Consider the following 16,562-nt stretch of genomic DNA (forward strand, 5'->3'; position numbering starts at 1 on the left):
GGCAGCAAGCCGCATAGGAGGCACTTCTAGGTTACAGTAGCTTCAGGCAGACCGGTGACGGAATTTCCAGCTCATTGCCGGTAGGAATCAGTCTTCCGGTATCTCTGTCAATTCTAAATGAAACGATATTGTCGCTGTTCTGATTCGCCGAGAGCAGCATGCCGCCAATAATGGCGAAATTGCGTGGTGTCCGGCCCCCGGAAGTCACCCAATCCTGCGCCTCCAGCAAGCCAGTAGCTGCGTCGATATGGAACACAGCGATGCTATCATGCCCGCGGTTGGAAGCATACAGGAAACGGCCGCACGGGGATACATGGATATCAGCAGCTGTGTCGTCGCTGCCGGCTGCATAATGCTCCGGCAAAGAGCTTACGTTCTGCAGAATCTTCAGATTAGCGGACGTTTCATCGTTAGCGAATACCGTAATTGTACTGTTCAGCTCATTAATCAGGTATAACCATTGTCCCGAAGGATGTCCGGCCAGATGACGGGGACCCGAACCTGGCGGAAGTGGAACTTCTCTGTGAGTGACCAGCTTGCCGTCCTCCAAACGGTAGAACACAATCTGATCCAGCCCCAGATCACAGACCAGTACATGGCTTCCGGTCCGGTCAGGAATGACCGAATGGGGATGCGGCGCTTCCTGCCGGTCTTCCCGTATACCCGAACCCTCATGTTTCACTTGGGCGGACATCTCCAGAAGCGAACCATCCGCATTCACCGGAAAGACATTGACGTTGCCTCCAGAATAGTTGGAGACAAATATGTAATCCTCTTGCGGGGAGATCGACACATAGCAAGGAGCGCCTCCATCCGTTGGCCTGCTCCCCAGCAGGCGCAGTGCTCTGCTTCCGGGTTCAATCGCAAAAGCAAAGACCTCGCCCTCATCTTTCTCACTTACAGCATATAGTACCGTTCCTGAACGGTTCACTGCCAGATATGAGGGATTCTCAATGCCCCTGGTGCTGTTGAGCACTCTCATTTCTCCAGTATCCTTGTTCAGAGCCCCCAGTATAATTGCTTCATGATCTGCGCTGTTGTAGGTTCCTGCATAGAATAGTACTTCATTAGGCTGTTGCATGGCAGCTTCTCCTTTTATTGTATAGAGGTATGTAGGACCATTTACTTCTTATATACCCTTTTCCTAATCTCTTTACCCGGGGAACCCACCCCCGGTTCCCGGTCTTTTTTCACTATAACATGTTTATGTACCCAATACCTCACCCGGTTTAAACAGCCTATTTCAGGACATAATGAAGTACTAGTTATTCGGATACCTACAATATTTGACAATGGTTTAAACGTCCGGCTTGAGGTTAATAGTAACCATCGAAGATAACAAAACCCAAAGGAGCTGAAGCATAATGAGTTTATTATGGATGTTGATTGTTGGTGGCGTAATTGGTTGGTTGGCCGGTCTGATTATGGGCAGAGATATTCCTGGCGGTGTGATCGGTAACATTATCGCCGGTATTCTCGGTTCATGGCTCGGCGGAATGCTGCTGGGAAGCTGGGGACCTAAGGTCAGTGATTTCTACGTCTTCCCTTCGCTAATCGGTGCCATCGTCCTGATCTTTATCGTCAGCCTGATTCTCCGTTCGGTCGGTGGACGCAGCCGTTCTTAAGGCTTAGCAGGACTGCAAGTAGAAACGGATGTGACATCCTCTAAGGGACGTATCCGTTTCAGTGAGAAACCCGCCAAGGTCCCTCTTGGCGGGTTTCTTGCGGCTTACTCCGTTGCCGGGCGGGCAGGAATAACTGAATTACCGCCAAGAAGCGTTCAATGTTTTGCCTTCTTTTTTCTGCTATAATGGAAAAATAAGTGACACAAATCACAGAGAGGAAAGTGAATCATGGGGAATATCAACCCTTCACTTCTGCATGTCGGCTCCACTGTGGGGGCTCTATTCATGGCGCTGATGGTTATCTTCATCCGCCTGAAGGCTAGCTCGCGTCCCGTGACGATCCGCAAAATATGGATTCCGCCGCTCGGTATGTCCACAGGCTTTGCCATGTTTGTTGTACCTGAAGTCAGATTCCCCTGGTGGTGGGCAGCGGCGGCTTTTCTGATCGGCTGGTTTATATTTGCCTATCCGCTGATTCGCAGCACTAAGTTTGAAGAACGGGAAGGCCAGATTTTTGCCCGGCGTTCCAAAAGCTTCGCCTTCATTCTGCTCGGATTGCTGCTGATCCGCACCCTACTGCATGAATTCATCAATCAATATGTATCCATTCCGCAGTCAGGCGGACTCTTCTTCATCCTGGCCTTCGGCATGATCCTCCACTGGAGATTCTTCATGTATAAGCGTTATAACCAGATGGCTCCACCGGAATCCCGCATCCCGCAGCCCCGGGGTTGATACCTATTCATAGTGCGAAAATAAGGAGCATTCGAGCTTGGCGGGCTCAGGAATGCTTCTTTATATTTCCCCCGCTTGTCAACTTACATTCCCCCTTTCCACTAGTTTGCATATAATATCAGTAGACCGCCCAGGCTTTTCTAACTCCCCGTGTCATTTGTGACAGAATATGAACAGTGCGGCCACCTTTTTTTGCTCCTGATGTCAGGTAACTTGCGATGAGATCAGTTAGAATATAAGCAGATATCTTTTTAGAGAGTGGGGACATGGCAATTGAAAAGTAAATCAAGAAAAGTGGCGATCGTCGGCTCGGGAATGGTCGGCTCCAGCTGTGCCTATTCCATGGTCAATCAGGCAATATGCGATGAGATCATGATGATTGACCGCACGTATGACCGCGCCATGGCGCAAGCGCTTGATCTCTCGCACTGCATGGATTTCACCGGAACCCGTACCAAGGTATATGCCGGCACCTCCAGCGATTGCGCCGGAATGGATGTTGTCATTCTGACAGCAGGTGCCAATCCCATGCCGGGACAGAGCAGACTGGATGTTCTTGATGCTGCTGCTGTGATCACCAAGGAAATTATTACGGAAATTATGGCCGGCGGCTTCGATGGTATCTTCGTGGTTGCTGCGAATCCGGTTGATATTGTCACCTATATGGTATGGAAAATATCCGGACTGCCGCGCCACAGAATTATCGGCACCGGAACCTCTATCGACTCTTCGCGCCTGAAGACGCTGCTGTCGGAGGTATTCACCATCGATCCCCGAAGTGTCAACGGCTATGCACTGGGCGAACATGGTGAATCCCAGTTCGTGGCCTGGTCCCATGTAACGATCGGCGGCAAACCGATCCTCCAGATCATGGAGCAGCACCGCGAGCGGTTCAGCACCCTGGATCTGGAAGACATCGCCCGCAAGACTAAGGATGCCGGCTGGGAGATCTTCACGCGCAAGGGCTCGACGCATTTTGGCATCGGCAGTGCGCTGGCCTATATCACCCGCTCCATCCTGAATGATGAGCATAAAATCATTGCCGTCTCCGCTATATTGGACGGAGAATACGGGCAAACCGGTGTATGCGCCGGAGCACCGGCGATTATCGGCAGCGGCGGGATACAGGAACTGCTCGAGCTGAACCTGAGCCCGGAGGAATCCACGAAGCTTGAGGTTTCCTGCAATATTATCCGGCGTGGCATAGAGAGCCTGCACCTGGAAGAAAAGGTGTAATTACTCCCTGCAAGTTGAAACGGCTATGCCATACTTCAAAGGAAGGTATCCGTTTCAGCGGGAAAGCTAAGAATCATTTATTGTGCGAAGCCTATAAATTCTTATCTTTTAAAGAAAACACCCCTCGATTTCACACGGCAGTGTGCAGAATCGGGGGGGTGTTTTTATCTGTTTTCATCTGTTTTTATGCGCTTGGATGTAGCCTTAACCTTAACGGAATTTCTCAATCTCGCCTTTTAGCTCGGACATCATCTCATTCAGGGATTGCGCTGAGCTTACGACCTTTTTCATAAGTTCCATCTGCTCTTCAGAAGCATGGGATACCGCCTGGGCATTCTCCGCTGAATCCTTGGCAATGGTCAGCATATCGGAGACGGAAGCCGTAATCTCCTCCGTCCCGGCAGACATTTGCTCATTAATGGCGGAAACGTCCTGGATCTGGGTAGAAACCTCCCTTATAGAGGAACGGATGTGCTCGAAGGATGTACCCACATTTTTCATTTTGCCCATACCATCGCCAATTTCAGCGATGCTCTTGTCCATGGACAATGCAGCATCGGTGGTAGAGGTTTGAATCTGCTTGATTAGCTCCACGATATTTATAATGGAGGTGTTGGTCCGCTCAGACAGCTTCTTGACTTCATTCGCCACGACACCGAAGCCCCGTCCATGCTCGCCTGCACGGGCAGCTTCAATTGAAGCGTTGAGCGACAGAAGTCCGGTCTGATTCGCGATTTCAGAGATGACATCGACAATTTGTCCGATCTGCTCAGATTGCTGGGTCAGCGCTTGGATGAGCTCAGAGGTTTGACCGGCTGTTGTGGTAATGACCGTCATTTGCGCCAGCGTAGATTGAATCTCCAGATAACCACTTTCGACCTCTGCACTCACGGTTTCTGCCTGATCGGATACACTTACCGAGGATTCCGCGATTCTCTGCAGGCCGATGGCCATTTCTTCGGTAGCACGTGCTGATTGCTCCGACCCTTTGAACTGCTCCTCCATGCCGTGTGCAACCTCTTGGATTACAGTAGCAATTTCGGCCGAGGTATTGGAGGAATGGTTGGCGTATTCCAGCAGCCCTTCGGCAGCAGCAGCTACCTGAAGTACCGTAGAATCAATGGTTCCGACAATCCCGGACAGCGAAGTGACCGTATCATTGATACTCTGACTCATTTGCCCGATCTCATCCCCCGAACGGACAGCAACCCTTTCACTCAGATGGCCGCCGGCCACTCTTTTCATTACACCGGAGATCGCTACCAGCGGCTTAACCGCCATACGCGTAAGGTATAAAGAAATCACACCCACAAGCAGAATGATGCAAATGATTAATATCGTGGCTAAGCGCTGAGCAGAATTCACCTTGGCAAAAATTTCGCTTTTCGGCACATTGATCATCAGCTTCCAATCCGTACCGGGAATGGTCTTAAAATATGTAATGACCGTCTTACCGTCTTCACCTGTATAGGTTTCCGAACCGCTCTCGCGGCTAAGAATGGCGGTGACAGCCTTCTTCATCTCCGGCTTCTTGGCATAATCGGCGATGTTTTTTCCAATCCGGCTCATATCGGAGTACGCATAATAATCCCCCTTGCCGGAGACTACATAGCCGTAGCCGCTCTCGGCCACATGGATGCTGTTACTCATCTCCTTCAGGATATCGGGTGTAACCGAAAACGCAATCCCCCCGGTAAATTGCTTCTGCTTATCCACTACAGGCACGACGAGCGGAATGATGTACTTTTTGAGCGGCTCCAGGTACGACATATCACCTACTGCCGGTGTGAGGGACTCCTTGGTTTTTATGAAATAGGCTGATTTCGCCATATCGGCCGTCAGGTTCATCGTATTGGTCAGCAGGCCTTCTTTGTTAATGACACTGTACCCCTCGGACTGGTTGTCACTCTCCTCAAGCACCTTCACTACCGGAAAAATACTCTCCGGCTTCGCTGTATCAAACTCCGGATGCTGCGCGATGAGCTCCTGTACAGCCGAGGTCCGGCCTTTCAGCCATTCATCGATCCGCGAGGTGTTCATCTCCAGGATCTTGGTAGCCAGTTCCTCGCTGTCCGACCGGGTCACACCACCGAAATACTGTATCAAAAAGATAGTCGTCCCCAGCAATGGCACGATGGAAATGGCAAGAATCACAAGCGACCATTTGGTTTGCACGGATGCTGATTTTCTTCCTTTTGCTTTCATTTTCATTTTTTCCGGTACATCTGTCTTATCCACCATAGTTCCCCCCAGCAAAACTGATAATGATCTTCCATATGCTGTAAATCTATAGTGTTATATCGGCAATAACAGACAAAAGATATTAGTTTCCAAATAAAAAATAAGCCTCAGGACCCACAATTTGGGATCCCGATGCTTATTTTTTTCATACTATTTATTTGCTTGGTACAAAAGAGATAGTTTACACCGCTTTGGGAGGCTGCAGGGCCCGTACACTGTTCAGAACCGCAAGCACGGTCACCCCCACATCCGAGAAGACTGCTTCCCACATCGTGGCGATTCCGAATGCGCCAAGCAGCAGGAATATAGCCTTCACTGCAAGGGCAAAAATAATATTCTGCCAGACAATGGTCCGCGTACGCTTGGCAATGCTGATCGCTGTAGCAATCTTTGAAGGCTCGTCAGTCATAATTACGATATCTGCCGCTTCAATCGCTGCATCCGACCCCAGGCCGCCCATGGCGATCCCGACATCTGCTCTGGCCAGTACCGGCGTATCATTAATCCCATCGCCCACAAATATTATTTTTTCACGTTGTGACTTTTCCCGCTCCAGCTTCTCAATGGCCTCCACCTTATGCTGGGGCAGCAGCTCGGCGTGGATCTCCCCTATGCCCAGCTGCTGTCCAACCGCTTCCGCCACGGCTAAGGCATCTCCTGTCAGCATCACCGTTCTGTGAATTCCGAGCCGACCTAGGGCCTGAACCGCCTGAAGCGAATCCTCTTTCACTTCATCGGCAATCACCAGATAACCCGCATACTGCTTATCTACGGCGATGTGGACCACGGTTCCGTGCGCTTCCGGCGTCCGGCTGGCAATGCCTTCACGCTCCATCAGCCGTGCATTCCCCGCCAGTACCGCCCTTCCCTCTACCGTAACGGCTATACCGTGACCCGATATTTCGTTGTAGTCCGCAATGGCCTCACCGGGAATCTCTTCACCGTAAGCTGCCCGGATGGATTCCGCAATCGGATGGCTGGAGTGGCTCTCGGCATAGGCAGCGGTCCGCAGCAGATCATTCTCCTCAAATCCCTCGGTAGGGTAAATCCCCGCCACCTTGAACTCACCCTTGGTGAGCGTTCCCGTCTTATCAAAGACAACAACCTTAACATCGTTCAAGGCCTCCAGGAAATTGCTGCCCTTGACGAGAATGCCGCTTTTGGAGGCTGCGCCAATGCCGCCGAAGAAGCCGAGCGGTATCGAGACAACCAGCGCGCAAGGACAGGAGATGACGAGAAACACGAGTGCCCGGTAGATCCAATCCGAGAAGGTGGCCCCGCTCAGCACGAGCGGAGGGATGACAGCCAGCAGCAGCGCCGTAATAACCACTACAGGAGTATAGCCTCTGGCAAACTTGGTGATGAAATTCTCGGTTTTGGCCTTATTGTTGGAGGCATTCTGCACCAGCTCCAGAATCTTGGAGACCGCCGATTCCCCAAAGTCCTTCGTGACCTCAATCGTAACTACACCATTGCGGTTAATGAAGCCGCTCAGGACCTTGCTGCCCGGTTCAGCAGCGCGCGGTACCGATTCCCCGGTCAGCGCTGAGGTATCCATCATGGCGCTGCCCTCAAGGATAGTTCCATCGAGCGGAACCTTCTCGCCCGGTTTGACCACAATATGGTCGCCGATATTCACTTCTTCCGGTGCAACACGTCTTAGACTGCTGCCTTCCTTCAGATATGCAAATTCTGGACGGATATCCATCAGTGCCGAAATCGAGCGGCGGGAACGGTTGACAGCCAGGCCCTGAAAGAGCTCGCCCACCTGATAGAACAGCATTACGGCAACGCCTTCCGGGTATTCTCCAATCGCGAATGCCCCTATCGTCGCCAGCGCCATCAGGAAGTTCTCGTCGAAGACCTGACCCCGGATGATGTTCCGGGCAGCAGACCAGACGACTTCGCCTCCGACAATCAGATATGCAGCCAGAAAAATCAGCAGCTCCGTAATTCCGCTGACCGGCAGGAACATGCCGGCAGCTGCAAGAACGGCTCCGGCTCCCAGACGAAGCAGGATACGCCGGGTATCGCCTTCACCATGCTCATGGCTATGTCCATGGGCATCGCCGTGCTCCTGGGCTTCATGGCTATGGTCGTGAGTACCGCCGTGGCTGTGGGCAGCCACATGATCATCGACACTATGATTGAGACTCTGCACATCAGCTTGGCCAAGGGCTTCATGGCCGTGCCCGTGAGCAGCTGCAGATTGATGAGTGTGGGCGTGGCTACTTCCCTGTTCCGGACTGCTGCCTGCCTGTGGCTGTCTGCGAACGCCTGCCGCCTTCAATTCCTTAATCTTCACGTGAGGCTCAAGTGTGTTTACCGTCCGCCGGGCTTCGGCAGATACAGCTTCAGCATCGGCCGCTGCGGTTTCCAGCGTCATCAGCTTCATGGTAAAATTCACTGAGCAAGACGCGACTCCCTCAATTTTTTTGACCTTATTTTCAATTTTCATGGCGCAATTGGCACAATCCAGTCCTTCCAGCATCCACTGTTTCCTTACATTTCCTTGGACCGCATTCAAATGACTCATCTCCTTGGTAAAACCTATATATGAGTATCTGTTCATATGTTTACTTACACACATTATATGCCCCTCAATCTTGGAGTGTCAATGCAAAGTGCATAGTTTCTCCTTTCGGGTACAAGAATAGCCCTGGCAGAAAAAAATAAGCAGATGATGGCTACGAAGTCTGATGATTATCTCTTGTAATCTGCTTTCATCCGGGATAATATTAATATATGAGCAATCATTCATATGTTTCACAGAAAGGGGTCATTTTATGAATAACCACAATCATCCGGGTCATTCCCATGAACATCAACCGCATCACCAAGAGCACGGGCATGTACATAATGAAGGGCATGGGCACAGCCATTCCGGCCACTCCCACTCCCACGCGCCAGGTAACAAAAAGGGCTTATTGATCGCTCTGATCATTACCGGAGGTATTATGTTCCTCGAGTTTTTCGGAGGACTGGTCACAGGCAGTCTTGCTCTGCTCTCCGACTCCGGGCATATGTTGAGTGACACCGCCTCCCTGGCCTTAAGCCTGGTGGCGATGATTGTCGCCGTCAGACCGCCCTCATTGAAGAATTCCTACGGCTTCTACCGGTTTGAAATTATGGCTGCATTATTCAACGGAGTTACACTGTTTGTCATTGCCGGATTTATTATATGGGAGGCCTGGCAGCGGTTTTTTGCACCGCCGGCGGTGGCAAGCGGCACTATGATGATTATCGCGGCTGTAGGGCTCCTGGCCAATCTGATTAGTGCCTGGTCCCTTATGCGCAAGAGCGACACCAAAGAGAACATCAATATCCGCAGCGCCTATCTGCATATTATGGGCGATGCCCTTGGCTCTGTGGGCGCCCTGCTTGCCGGATTAATTATGAATCTGTTCTCGTGGTATATCGCCGACCCCATCATCAGCGTCCTGGTGGCCCTGCTTATCCTTAGAGGAGCCTGGGGTGTTCTGAAGCAGGCCTTTCATATCTTAATGGAGGGAACACCGGCTGCTATTAACACAGAGGAGATTAAAGAGGCTTTGCTCCGCATCGACGGTGTCATCGGCGTCCATGACCTGCATGTCTGGACCATCACCTCCGGGCTTGATGCGCTCAGCGGGCATCTGCTGATCAGGGATCACGCCGACCCTCATAGCATTCTTCAGCAGGCCGTCTATCTTGTGGAGGACCAATTCGCAATTCAGCACGCCACGCTGCAGATCGAGAATTCCTCCCTGAAACACAGGGAGCTTAAAGTGTAACTAAGAAGAAACGGCTTCTAGCAAGCGGAAATGGCTTCGCCGTCTATAAATTCTTATATTTTTAGAAAAAAGGGTGCTCCGCAGCCATGTGGCATGCAGAGCACCCTATCATCTATTCATGCCGGATATGCTCATGGGTCTGCAGAAAAATCTGCTCCACATGCGCGTCATTCAGCGAATAATATACGGTTTTACCTTCCTTGCGGCGTTTGACAATCCGCAGATTACGCAGATAGCGCAGCTGGTGGGATACCGCCGACTGTCCCATATCCAATATGGATGACAAATCATGCACACACAGTTCCCTTTGCGACAGGGCATAAATCATCCGTACCCTTGTAGGGTCGCCCAGTGCCTTGAACATCTCCGCCATTTTATCCGTTGTCCCGCGGTCAGGCAGGATTAACGCCATAGATTCCGGTTCCAGCTCTGAACCGTTGCATGTATTATCGCATTCTTCGAGTGCCGCTGGCTCCATGCTCTCGCCCTCCTCCATCTATTTCATCCGGCCATACCGATAGTTAATCGAAGCTTCTACGATTAATTATAGCAAAACTTTATGTGATGTCCATGGAGAAGGCAGGCATGGGAAGACTTGCAAGCAGCATGAAGCGCCGTGCTTAGACGGCTTTGCGCCAGAAGGAGAATAGACCTGCCGCCATAAAAATAATCAGACTGCCGAATACTACGAGCATCAGGCTTTCCATTGGCAAATTAAAGGCCCCGAATTTTTCCTCTCCAATAGGTGACATCGCCAGCAGCGGTTGAACCCAGGGGTAATACGGCCCGTAAGTGGATGAATTGGCGATCAGCATATTAGGGATGGTTAAGCTCACATTCAGCGCCAGAGGTGCGCCAAAGCTGCTCCAGTTCAGGGATACCGCCATTTGCAGCGCGGCCAGCGGTAAGCAGGCGAACCAGCCGCCAAAAACACTGGACACAAGAAGCATCCATGGTACAGGCCCATCCACCCCGCGCACCACACCCACACCCATCAGCGCCACAAAAAACAGCAGCTGTACAGCAGCCAGCAGGCCCATAACCATAGTATATTTTGCAAAATATACGGAAGAACGCGTCACGGGCAGCGAGAGCAGCATTTTCCAGCCGCCGTCAACATGCTCGGTTCGGCAGATTAATGCCGCGAAAATACCCGTGAGTATGGGGAGAAATAACAAAGCATGAGCCATTGACATGACACCAAGCAGTACCTGCCAGGTGATAGGCCTACCCTCCTCCTCCATATTGGCAAGTGCTCCGATGAGTACGGCGATCACCGGACTGCCTATAACCAGCAGCCAAACGAAGGATTTGGATATCTTCAGTCTTTCTGCGGACAGAACTCTCCAGAAGATGGCCATATCAATTCACATCCTTTCGCGCGAAATGCAGGGCTCCCGGCAGCAGTAGCAGCAGTCCCAGCATCAGCCCAGCCCCGCTAAACAGCCAGGGCCGGGGAGCGCTCCAGGCCATAATAGGCCAGGATAACGGAAACCATTCGGACAGAGACACCGAGAAAAAGCTCCCCAGCGAGAGGGTAATGCCGCACGAAACGGGCAGGGTCTGGTTGCGGCTGGACAGGGAGAGCCATAGCTGCAAGGAGATCACAGGCAACGCCGCAGCATAGGAGGCGAACCCGATCTGCATCACCTTCGCGTAGGGAACCGGCTGATCACCGAAGCCGAGCAGATATCCTAAACCTACCGTCCCCACTGACAGCAGGAGGCAGGAGACGGCGACAAGCAGCAGACACAGCAGCAGCTTGGACATGAATACAGCGGTCCGGGAGATGGGCAGCGCCAGCAGCTGCTTCCATGAGCTCGTCTGATGCTCCACATTCGCCATGAGCGAGCAGATCAGCGTGCCACCCAGGTAGAGTGCCACCGGCACAAAATTAGCCACATTATCAAGCAGTCCCCCCCATAGATCAGACCGGTATTGCTTCGTCAGATAATCATAACGGATTCCGAAGTTCAACCCCTGCATGGCAAGGAGCCCAATCGGGCCAAGGAAGACCAGGAACCACAAGCCCTTTCCCCTTATTTTCAGCCAATCCGCCGAGAACGAACGCCACATCATGAGGACTGGCCTCCTTCAACTACCTGAAGGAAGAATTCCTCCAGCGATTGTCTGTGTTCCTCGATCCGGTAGATCGCATGGCCATTCTCGACCAGTTCCTTGATCAGCAGCGCTACCCTAGCATCACTCATCCGTGGCAGGGTGATACGTCCTTCCTGGAGCGTACCTGTGCAGCCGCGCCGCCCGGCGAGAATCAGCGCTTCTTCAGGCTCAGATACGGCAAGACGGAGGTCACCTGCCGCCTGCTGCTGCAGGTGGGCAATCGTATCCTGGTAGACCATCTGTCCGGCACGGATGATTCCTACGGTTCCAGCCATCTGTTCAATCTCGCTAAGCAGGTGGCTTGACACCAGAACCGTGATCCCCTCTTCTGCGGGCAGACGCTTGATCAGCGAGCGAATTTCCTGTATACCTGACGGATCGAGACCATTGGTGGGCTCGTCCAGAATCAGCAGTTCCGGGCTTCCCAGCAGCGCAGCGGCAATACCAAGACGCTGCTTCATGCCGAGCGAAAAGCCCTTCACAGGCCGCTTTTCTTCCCCTGTTAGAGAAACGATGTCCAGCACTTCAGCTATACGCGGCTTCGGTACGTCAAGAATGCGGCGGATGGCTTCCAGATTGTCCAGAGCGCTCAAATGGCCGTAATAAGACGGCGATTCCACCAATGACCCCACCTTGCGCAGAATTTGCAGCTTATTCCGCCGAAGCCCCTGCCCAAAAATTTCAATGCTGCCCGAGGTTGGTTTAATCAGGCCCAGCAGCATGCGGATGGTCGTAGTTTTGCCTGCACCATTTGGACCGAGGAAGCCATAGATTTCCCCTTTACCTATATTCAGGTTCAAATGCTCCACCGCAGCCCGGCCGCGGTATTCCTTTACTAAGTCCCTTGTTTCGATCACTGTTTCCTTCATTCTCTTCACCTCGGGAATTAGCATAACGTCCCAAGGTTAAAAGCATGGCGGCAGCAAGTTTAAGTTTTGTTTAAAATTCCATCCGAAGGGCTTAGTATTACAATACTTGTGCCTTGTCTTGTACTGTCGACCTTCCATTCCAGCTGCATCCGCTTAATCAGCAGATCGACGATGGACAGGCCCAGACCTGCACCTTTGGACTCGGATCCGCTGCCCAGGCCGCGGCCGTGGTCGCTGATCACGATCATTCGCTGATCGTCGATAACCTCCAGCTTTACGCTTACATAGAGGCCGCTCCGTGCATGGCGTACAATGTTTTGAAACAGATTATCCAGGATGCGGCGGAACCAGCTCTCATCAACAGTCCAATACAACGGCTCAGCTTCCAGGTCAATTTCAATCTGGAATCCTTCCTTCTCCCACAGCGGATACCACGCCGCAGCACTCTCCCGCAGCAGTCTCAGTACATCCTTGCGCTCCAGGTTCAGCGTCATCCGCCCGCTGCTTAGCAGATTATAGGACAGCAGATTGTCGATCAGCCCGCTAAGACTATCGATCCGTTCATCCATCAGCTTCAGCGATTCCCGGCCCCGGGGCGTCAGAGCTTCCTTGCCCATCACATGAAGATGACTGCGGATGACGGTAAGGGGAGTGCGCAGATCATGCGACAAGTCCGCAACGAGACGCTTGCGCAGGCCTTCCTCTTCCGCCTCTCTCCCCCGGCTGGCGGAAAGCTCGGTTACCATGGTATTAAAGGCGGTCTCCAGACGGCCAATTTCATCAGACTTCCCCGGAACAATCGATTGGGGTAAGCCTGCTTCCCCTGTGAAGACCATGGCCGTCTCCAGACGCAGCAGCCTTTTGCGGATTTGGAGAAAAAACAGCAGAGATACTAGAATGAACCCCGTAAATAATACAAGCATGACTATCGTGAACCATGAACTGAGCCCATCAACAGAAGCCCGGTCCTTAACGGCGGCAGGAATTTGCATGACCATGAAGCCTTCTCCTGCTTCCGCCTGATCCCCCACGAAGGCGACAATAGAGAGCGGCTCCAGGTTATTACTTTTTTTCATGAAGGAAATCGCTTCTGCAGCGCTCCACTGTGTGGGGACGGAGTACCGTTCGTTCTGTTGCCACAGCTTTGAATCGACAGATTCCAGCAACAATCTGGTTTGCCCCTCTCCATCTACCCAGAACATCACAGCGAGGCTGTAGGTAGAGCTTAACGACCGCAGCCGCTCATTGATGAACTCAGGTGGTTTGCCAAGAAGCTCCTTTGCCTCCTTATGCCAGGTGTTCTCTAACGCATTAATATTGTCATACTGTTCATATTTCTCCGATGGCCGTTCCCGGGTCATTCCATTGAAAAGGCTATACATTCCTATGGTCAACGGAACAACAACGGGAATTAACAGCAGTGCGGCTATAATAATCAGCAAGTAACGTGAGAGGAGCGAGCTGTGCAGGTTACGGAAACGGCCTTTGATCCTCATGCTCTTACCCGGTAGCCGATCCCCCGGACCGTCTCGATAATCTCCGGCGCAGCCGGATCAAGCTCCAGCTTCTCACGCAGGTAGCGGATATGCACCATAAGTGTCTTGTCACCCTCCATATAGCTTTCTCCCCAGACTGCCTCATAGATCTGTTCCTTCGTCAGGATCTGGCCGAGATGGCGCAGCAAATACGAGAAAATCTGAAACTGCTTGCCGGTTAGCAGAATTTCCTTCCCGCTGTCTGCCTCTATAATCCGGTTGTCCCCTTCGTATACCATCAGATGCTTCAGCGTCAGCGGTATGGACATGGCGGCTCCCGTCCGTCTTAATAACACCTCAATCCGCGCGGCCAGCTCATCCGGGTGAAAGGGCTTGGTTAAATAATCATCGGCGAACTCCAGGCCCTGAAGCTTATCATCAATGGAGGTGCGGGCAGAGAGCATCAGAATAGGCAGATTCGGAAAAGCCCGCTTCAGCCTCTGCCCGACGGTGAAGCCATCCAGACCGGGCAGCATGACATCAAGTATGGCCAGCTGGCAGCCTGCGGCCGCCTCTGCTGCGCCCTCCCCGCTCTCCAGCCAGCGGACAGCATACCCCCGGTCCCTCAGATCAGCAGAAACTGCGATTCCGATGTCCCTGTCATCTTCTACATACAGCAGCGTAACACTCATTAGCTTCAAATCCTTTCTCCTTCATTCGGCAAAACAAGTAGAAACGGCTTCGCCGTCCTTTTAAGGAACGGTATCCGTTTCAGCGAGAAATAGAAGGATGATTTATAGCGTAAAACATATAAATCCTTATATTCAAGAAATCCCCGGGGCAGCACAGAGAAGCATCTGCGCACCCGAGGATGAATAAACTTACTATTATGCAATGTGTCCAAAACGGGCCGGCGGCTTGTCCGACGGTTTGCCCAGCAGGTATCCTTGTCCAAGGTCCATGCCGATATCCCGGCAGAACAGAAACTCTTCCCGCCGCTCAATGCCTTCAGCCAGCACCTTGGCACCATAATCCCATGCCCGGTTCATGATATCCCGGATGATCCGCTGTTTCGCGTCATCCTGGTCACAGAAGCTGATTAGCCCGCGGTCAATTTTGACATAATCCGGCCTCAGGCTCGTCATAACCTCTACCGTGGAATGGCCGGCACCGACATCGTCCAGTGCGACCAGCAGGCCCTGTTTGCGATATTCGCTAAAAATATCCTGCAGATGGGGAATATTTGCAATCTCTTCCGTCTCCACGACCTCAAACACAAAGTCCTCCGGGATCTGGTCCAGACGTCTAATGGCTTCAAAGGTGTGAGTCAGACAATACTTAGGATTGTAGATGGAGGAGGGCAAAAAATTAACAAACCGCTTGATCCCCTTTGGCAGCAGCCTTGAGCTGGTCTCAATGGCCGATATGCGCGCAGCCCGGTCAAGAAAAGAATGAAATCCGGTCTGCCGGGCAATCTCAAATAGCTCGTAGGGTTTAAAAAAGGCGCTCCCCGGGAGCGGCCGCAGCAAGAGCTCAAAGCCGATAATGGCCTCGTTGAAATCCACAATAGGCTGCATATGGCTGCAGAAATTGTGATTGGCAATGATGGCAATCAGATTCTCACTGGTAAATCTGACCTTCAGCTGCTCCAGCCTAAGCCACCGCTCCACCAACATCCGGCCATTCCGGCCGCTAAGGCATACCGACAATTGTAGACCCAGCTCCTGCTGAATCCGGTCCAGCCGCTCCAGAAGCTGCAAGAGTTCCTCGCGGGATCCATATGTAATCTTACCTTCGTCTTGTACTTCTTCAACCGCGTAACCTTCAGCCTTCACAGCGGCAACAAGGGGAACCGTGCATGGCCTGAATTTCAAATCCCCTTCGTCTTCCACCGGTTCAATGGGAGAACAGTCAATGCAGCTCATGGAATCCCCTCCACCCCTCATGATGTCGATACTGCCTGTAAGGCAAAGTATAACATGATTTCCCATAGGCCAGCCATGGCTCTTGAGACAAAATCCCCCTCAGTTTTTCGAGTAAGATGTACGTGGACGCATAGCTTGACGACCCGTGAACAAAACTGTGTCCGGGTTGCTGTTGAACTGGAGGCAGGAGCTTGGAGGCTTGAGGCTTGAAGCTTGAACTATGTCATGAAGTGACCTTAGGAACTGGAGCTAGGTGGAATAGGTAAAACTAAATAGGCTTTAACCCTGGCTACAAAAGGTTTAATGGGATTTTGTACACCTAATTCAAGCATAATCATCCCATACGGCCGTTTTCAGCAGAATTAGTTTTACTTTTTCCCACATAGGGTACTCTATATGCCGAATGAGTTGGATTAGTGAACCTTTTTCCACTAAAAGTGATAGCCCCCCTCATCAGGTGTTTCGAATTTCAAACTATATAGCGGAGAGATCCGAAGGAGGCATACAAGTTCTACAACCCACCTGAAAACGCCAAGCAGCGATTCTCCAATAACGGCAGAAT

Annotated in this window: 14 protein-coding genes; 4 read left to right on the forward strand and 10 right to left on the reverse strand. The window is 51.9% G+C overall.

The features are described from left to right. Positions 1-31: 31 nt before the first annotated feature. The gene (locus A3849_RS02435; protein ID WP_074110003.1) at positions 32-1,081 is read right to left on the reverse strand and encodes a lactonase family protein; all 1,050 of its coding nucleotides are present in this window, start codon (positions 1,079-1,081) and stop codon (positions 32-34) included. A gap of 283 nt (positions 1,082-1,364) precedes the next feature. Between A3849_RS02435 and A3849_RS02440 the strand changes: the two genes are divergently transcribed. The 3 genes from A3849_RS02440 (at position 1,365) to A3849_RS02450 (ending at position 3,596) form a co-directional block, all read left to right on the forward strand. Further along, a complete protein-coding gene (locus tag A3849_RS02440) occupies positions 1,365-1,625 on the forward strand; it encodes a GlsB/YeaQ/YmgE family stress response membrane protein (protein WP_074110004.1) in 261 nt (86 codons plus the stop codon). 228 nt (positions 1,626-1,853) lie between these two features. Then, the gene (locus A3849_RS02445) at positions 1,854-2,360 is read left to right on the forward strand and encodes a CcdC family protein (RefSeq protein ID WP_074110005.1); all 507 of its coding nucleotides are present in this window, start codon (positions 1,854-1,856) and stop codon (positions 2,358-2,360) included. 273 nt (positions 2,361-2,633) lie between these two features. After that, positions 2,634-3,596: an L-lactate dehydrogenase gene (locus A3849_RS02450; protein ID WP_074110006.1), complete on the forward strand. Its 963-nt coding sequence runs from the start codon at positions 2,634-2,636 to the stop codon at positions 3,594-3,596. Positions 3,597-3,806: 210 nt separating this feature from the next. Here A3849_RS02450 and A3849_RS02455 read toward each other — a convergent pair whose 3' ends face one another. After that, complete coding sequence (locus tag A3849_RS02455) at positions 3,807-5,834, reverse strand: methyl-accepting chemotaxis protein (RefSeq protein WP_083613340.1); 2,028 nt, start codon at positions 5,832-5,834, stop codon at positions 3,807-3,809. 184 nt (positions 5,835-6,018) lie between these two features. Continuing rightward, a complete protein-coding gene (locus A3849_RS02460) occupies positions 6,019-8,364 on the reverse strand; it encodes a heavy metal translocating P-type ATPase (protein ID WP_074110007.1) in 2,346 nt (781 codons plus the stop codon). A gap of 259 nt (positions 8,365-8,623) precedes the next feature. On the opposite strand from A3849_RS02460, the gene A3849_RS02465 reads away from it, so the two are divergent. Continuing rightward, positions 8,624-9,610, forward strand: a complete 987-nt coding sequence (locus A3849_RS02465; RefSeq protein ID WP_074110008.1) for a cation diffusion facilitator family transporter — start codon at positions 8,624-8,626, stop codon at positions 9,608-9,610. Between the two features lie 112 nt (positions 9,611-9,722). Here A3849_RS02465 and A3849_RS02470 read toward each other — a convergent pair whose 3' ends face one another. The 7 genes from A3849_RS02470 to A3849_RS02500 all read right to left on the reverse strand — a co-directional run bounded on the left by A3849_RS02470 (position 9,723) and on the right by A3849_RS02500 (position 16,000). Continuing rightward, positions 9,723-10,088, reverse strand: coding sequence for an ArsR/SmtB family transcription factor (locus tag A3849_RS02470; RefSeq protein WP_025705626.1), 366 nt, complete (start codon positions 10,086-10,088; stop codon positions 9,723-9,725). A gap of 142 nt (positions 10,089-10,230) precedes the next feature. Continuing rightward, positions 10,231-10,971, reverse strand: a complete 741-nt coding sequence (locus A3849_RS02475) for an ABC transporter permease (protein WP_074110009.1) — start codon at positions 10,969-10,971, stop codon at positions 10,231-10,233. A gap of 1 nt (position 10,972) precedes the next feature. Beyond that, positions 10,973-11,689 carry an ABC transporter permease gene (locus tag A3849_RS02480; protein WP_074110010.1) on the reverse strand — a complete coding sequence of 239 codons (717 nt, stop codon included), beginning with the start codon at positions 11,687-11,689 and terminating at the stop codon, positions 10,973-10,975. Continuing rightward, entirely contained in the window at positions 11,686-12,600 is a 915-nt protein-coding gene (locus tag A3849_RS02485) for an ABC transporter ATP-binding protein (RefSeq protein ID WP_074110011.1), read from the reverse strand. The genes A3849_RS02480 and A3849_RS02485 overlap by 4 nt, the downstream gene beginning before the upstream one ends. Positions 12,601-12,659: 59 nt before the next feature. After that, positions 12,660-14,096 carry a sensor histidine kinase gene (locus tag A3849_RS02490; protein WP_074110012.1) on the reverse strand — a complete coding sequence of 479 codons (1,437 nt, stop codon included), beginning with the start codon at positions 14,094-14,096 and terminating at the stop codon, positions 12,660-12,662. Continuing rightward, positions 14,093-14,767 carry a response regulator transcription factor gene (locus tag A3849_RS02495; RefSeq protein WP_074107687.1) on the reverse strand — a complete coding sequence of 225 codons (675 nt, stop codon included), beginning with the start codon at positions 14,765-14,767 and terminating at the stop codon, positions 14,093-14,095. Before A3849_RS02495 ends, A3849_RS02490 begins: the two co-directional genes overlap by 4 nt. Before the next feature lie 195 nt (positions 14,768-14,962). Next, positions 14,963-16,000 (reverse strand): EAL domain-containing protein, encoded by a 1,038-nt coding sequence (locus A3849_RS02500; protein WP_074110013.1) that lies wholly within the window; start codon positions 15,998-16,000, stop codon positions 14,963-14,965. Between the last annotated feature and the right edge of the window lie 562 nt (positions 16,001-16,562).

Source organism: Paenibacillus sp. P46E (assembly GCF_001909095.1).
Lineage (GTDB): Bacteria > Bacillota > Bacilli > Paenibacillales > Paenibacillaceae > Paenibacillus_AQ > Paenibacillus_AQ helianthi.

Bases quoted from the DNA above. Each gene is read 5' to 3' on its own strand.
- A3849_RS02475 (WP_074110009.1), bottom strand. From the start codon at position 10,971: ATGGCCATCTTCTGGAGAGTTCTGTCCGCAGAAAGACTGAAGATATCC.
- A3849_RS02495 (WP_074107687.1), bottom strand. From the start codon at position 14,767: ATGAGTGTTACGCTGCTGTATGTAGAAGATGACAGGGACATCGGAATC.
- A3849_RS02500 (WP_074110013.1), bottom strand. From the start codon at position 16,000: ATGAGCTGCATTGACTGTTCTCCCATTGAACCGGTGGAAGACGAAGGG.
- A3849_RS02440 (WP_074110004.1), top strand. From the start codon at position 1,365: ATGAGTTTATTATGGATGTTGATTGTTGGTGGCGTAATTGGTTGGTTG.
- A3849_RS02445 (WP_074110005.1), top strand. From the start codon at position 1,854: ATGGGGAATATCAACCCTTCACTTCTGCATGTCGGCTCCACTGTGGGG.
- A3849_RS02465 (WP_074110008.1), top strand. From the start codon at position 8,624: ATGAATAACCACAATCATCCGGGTCATTCCCATGAACATCAACCGCAT.
- A3849_RS02490 (WP_074110012.1), bottom strand. From the start codon at position 14,096: ATGAGGATCAAAGGCCGTTTCCGTAACCTGCACAGCTCGCTCCTCTCA.
- A3849_RS02480 (WP_074110010.1), bottom strand. From the start codon at position 11,689: ATGATGTGGCGTTCGTTCTCGGCGGATTGGCTGAAAATAAGGGGAAAG.
- A3849_RS02485 (WP_074110011.1), bottom strand. From the start codon at position 12,600: ATGAAGGAAACAGTGATCGAAACAAGGGACTTAGTAAAGGAATACCGC.
- A3849_RS02435 (WP_074110003.1), bottom strand. From the start codon at position 1,081: ATGCAACAGCCTAATGAAGTACTATTCTATGCAGGAACCTACAACAGC.
- A3849_RS02470 (WP_025705626.1), bottom strand. From the start codon at position 10,088: ATGGAGCCAGCGGCACTCGAAGAATGCGATAATACATGCAACGGTTCA.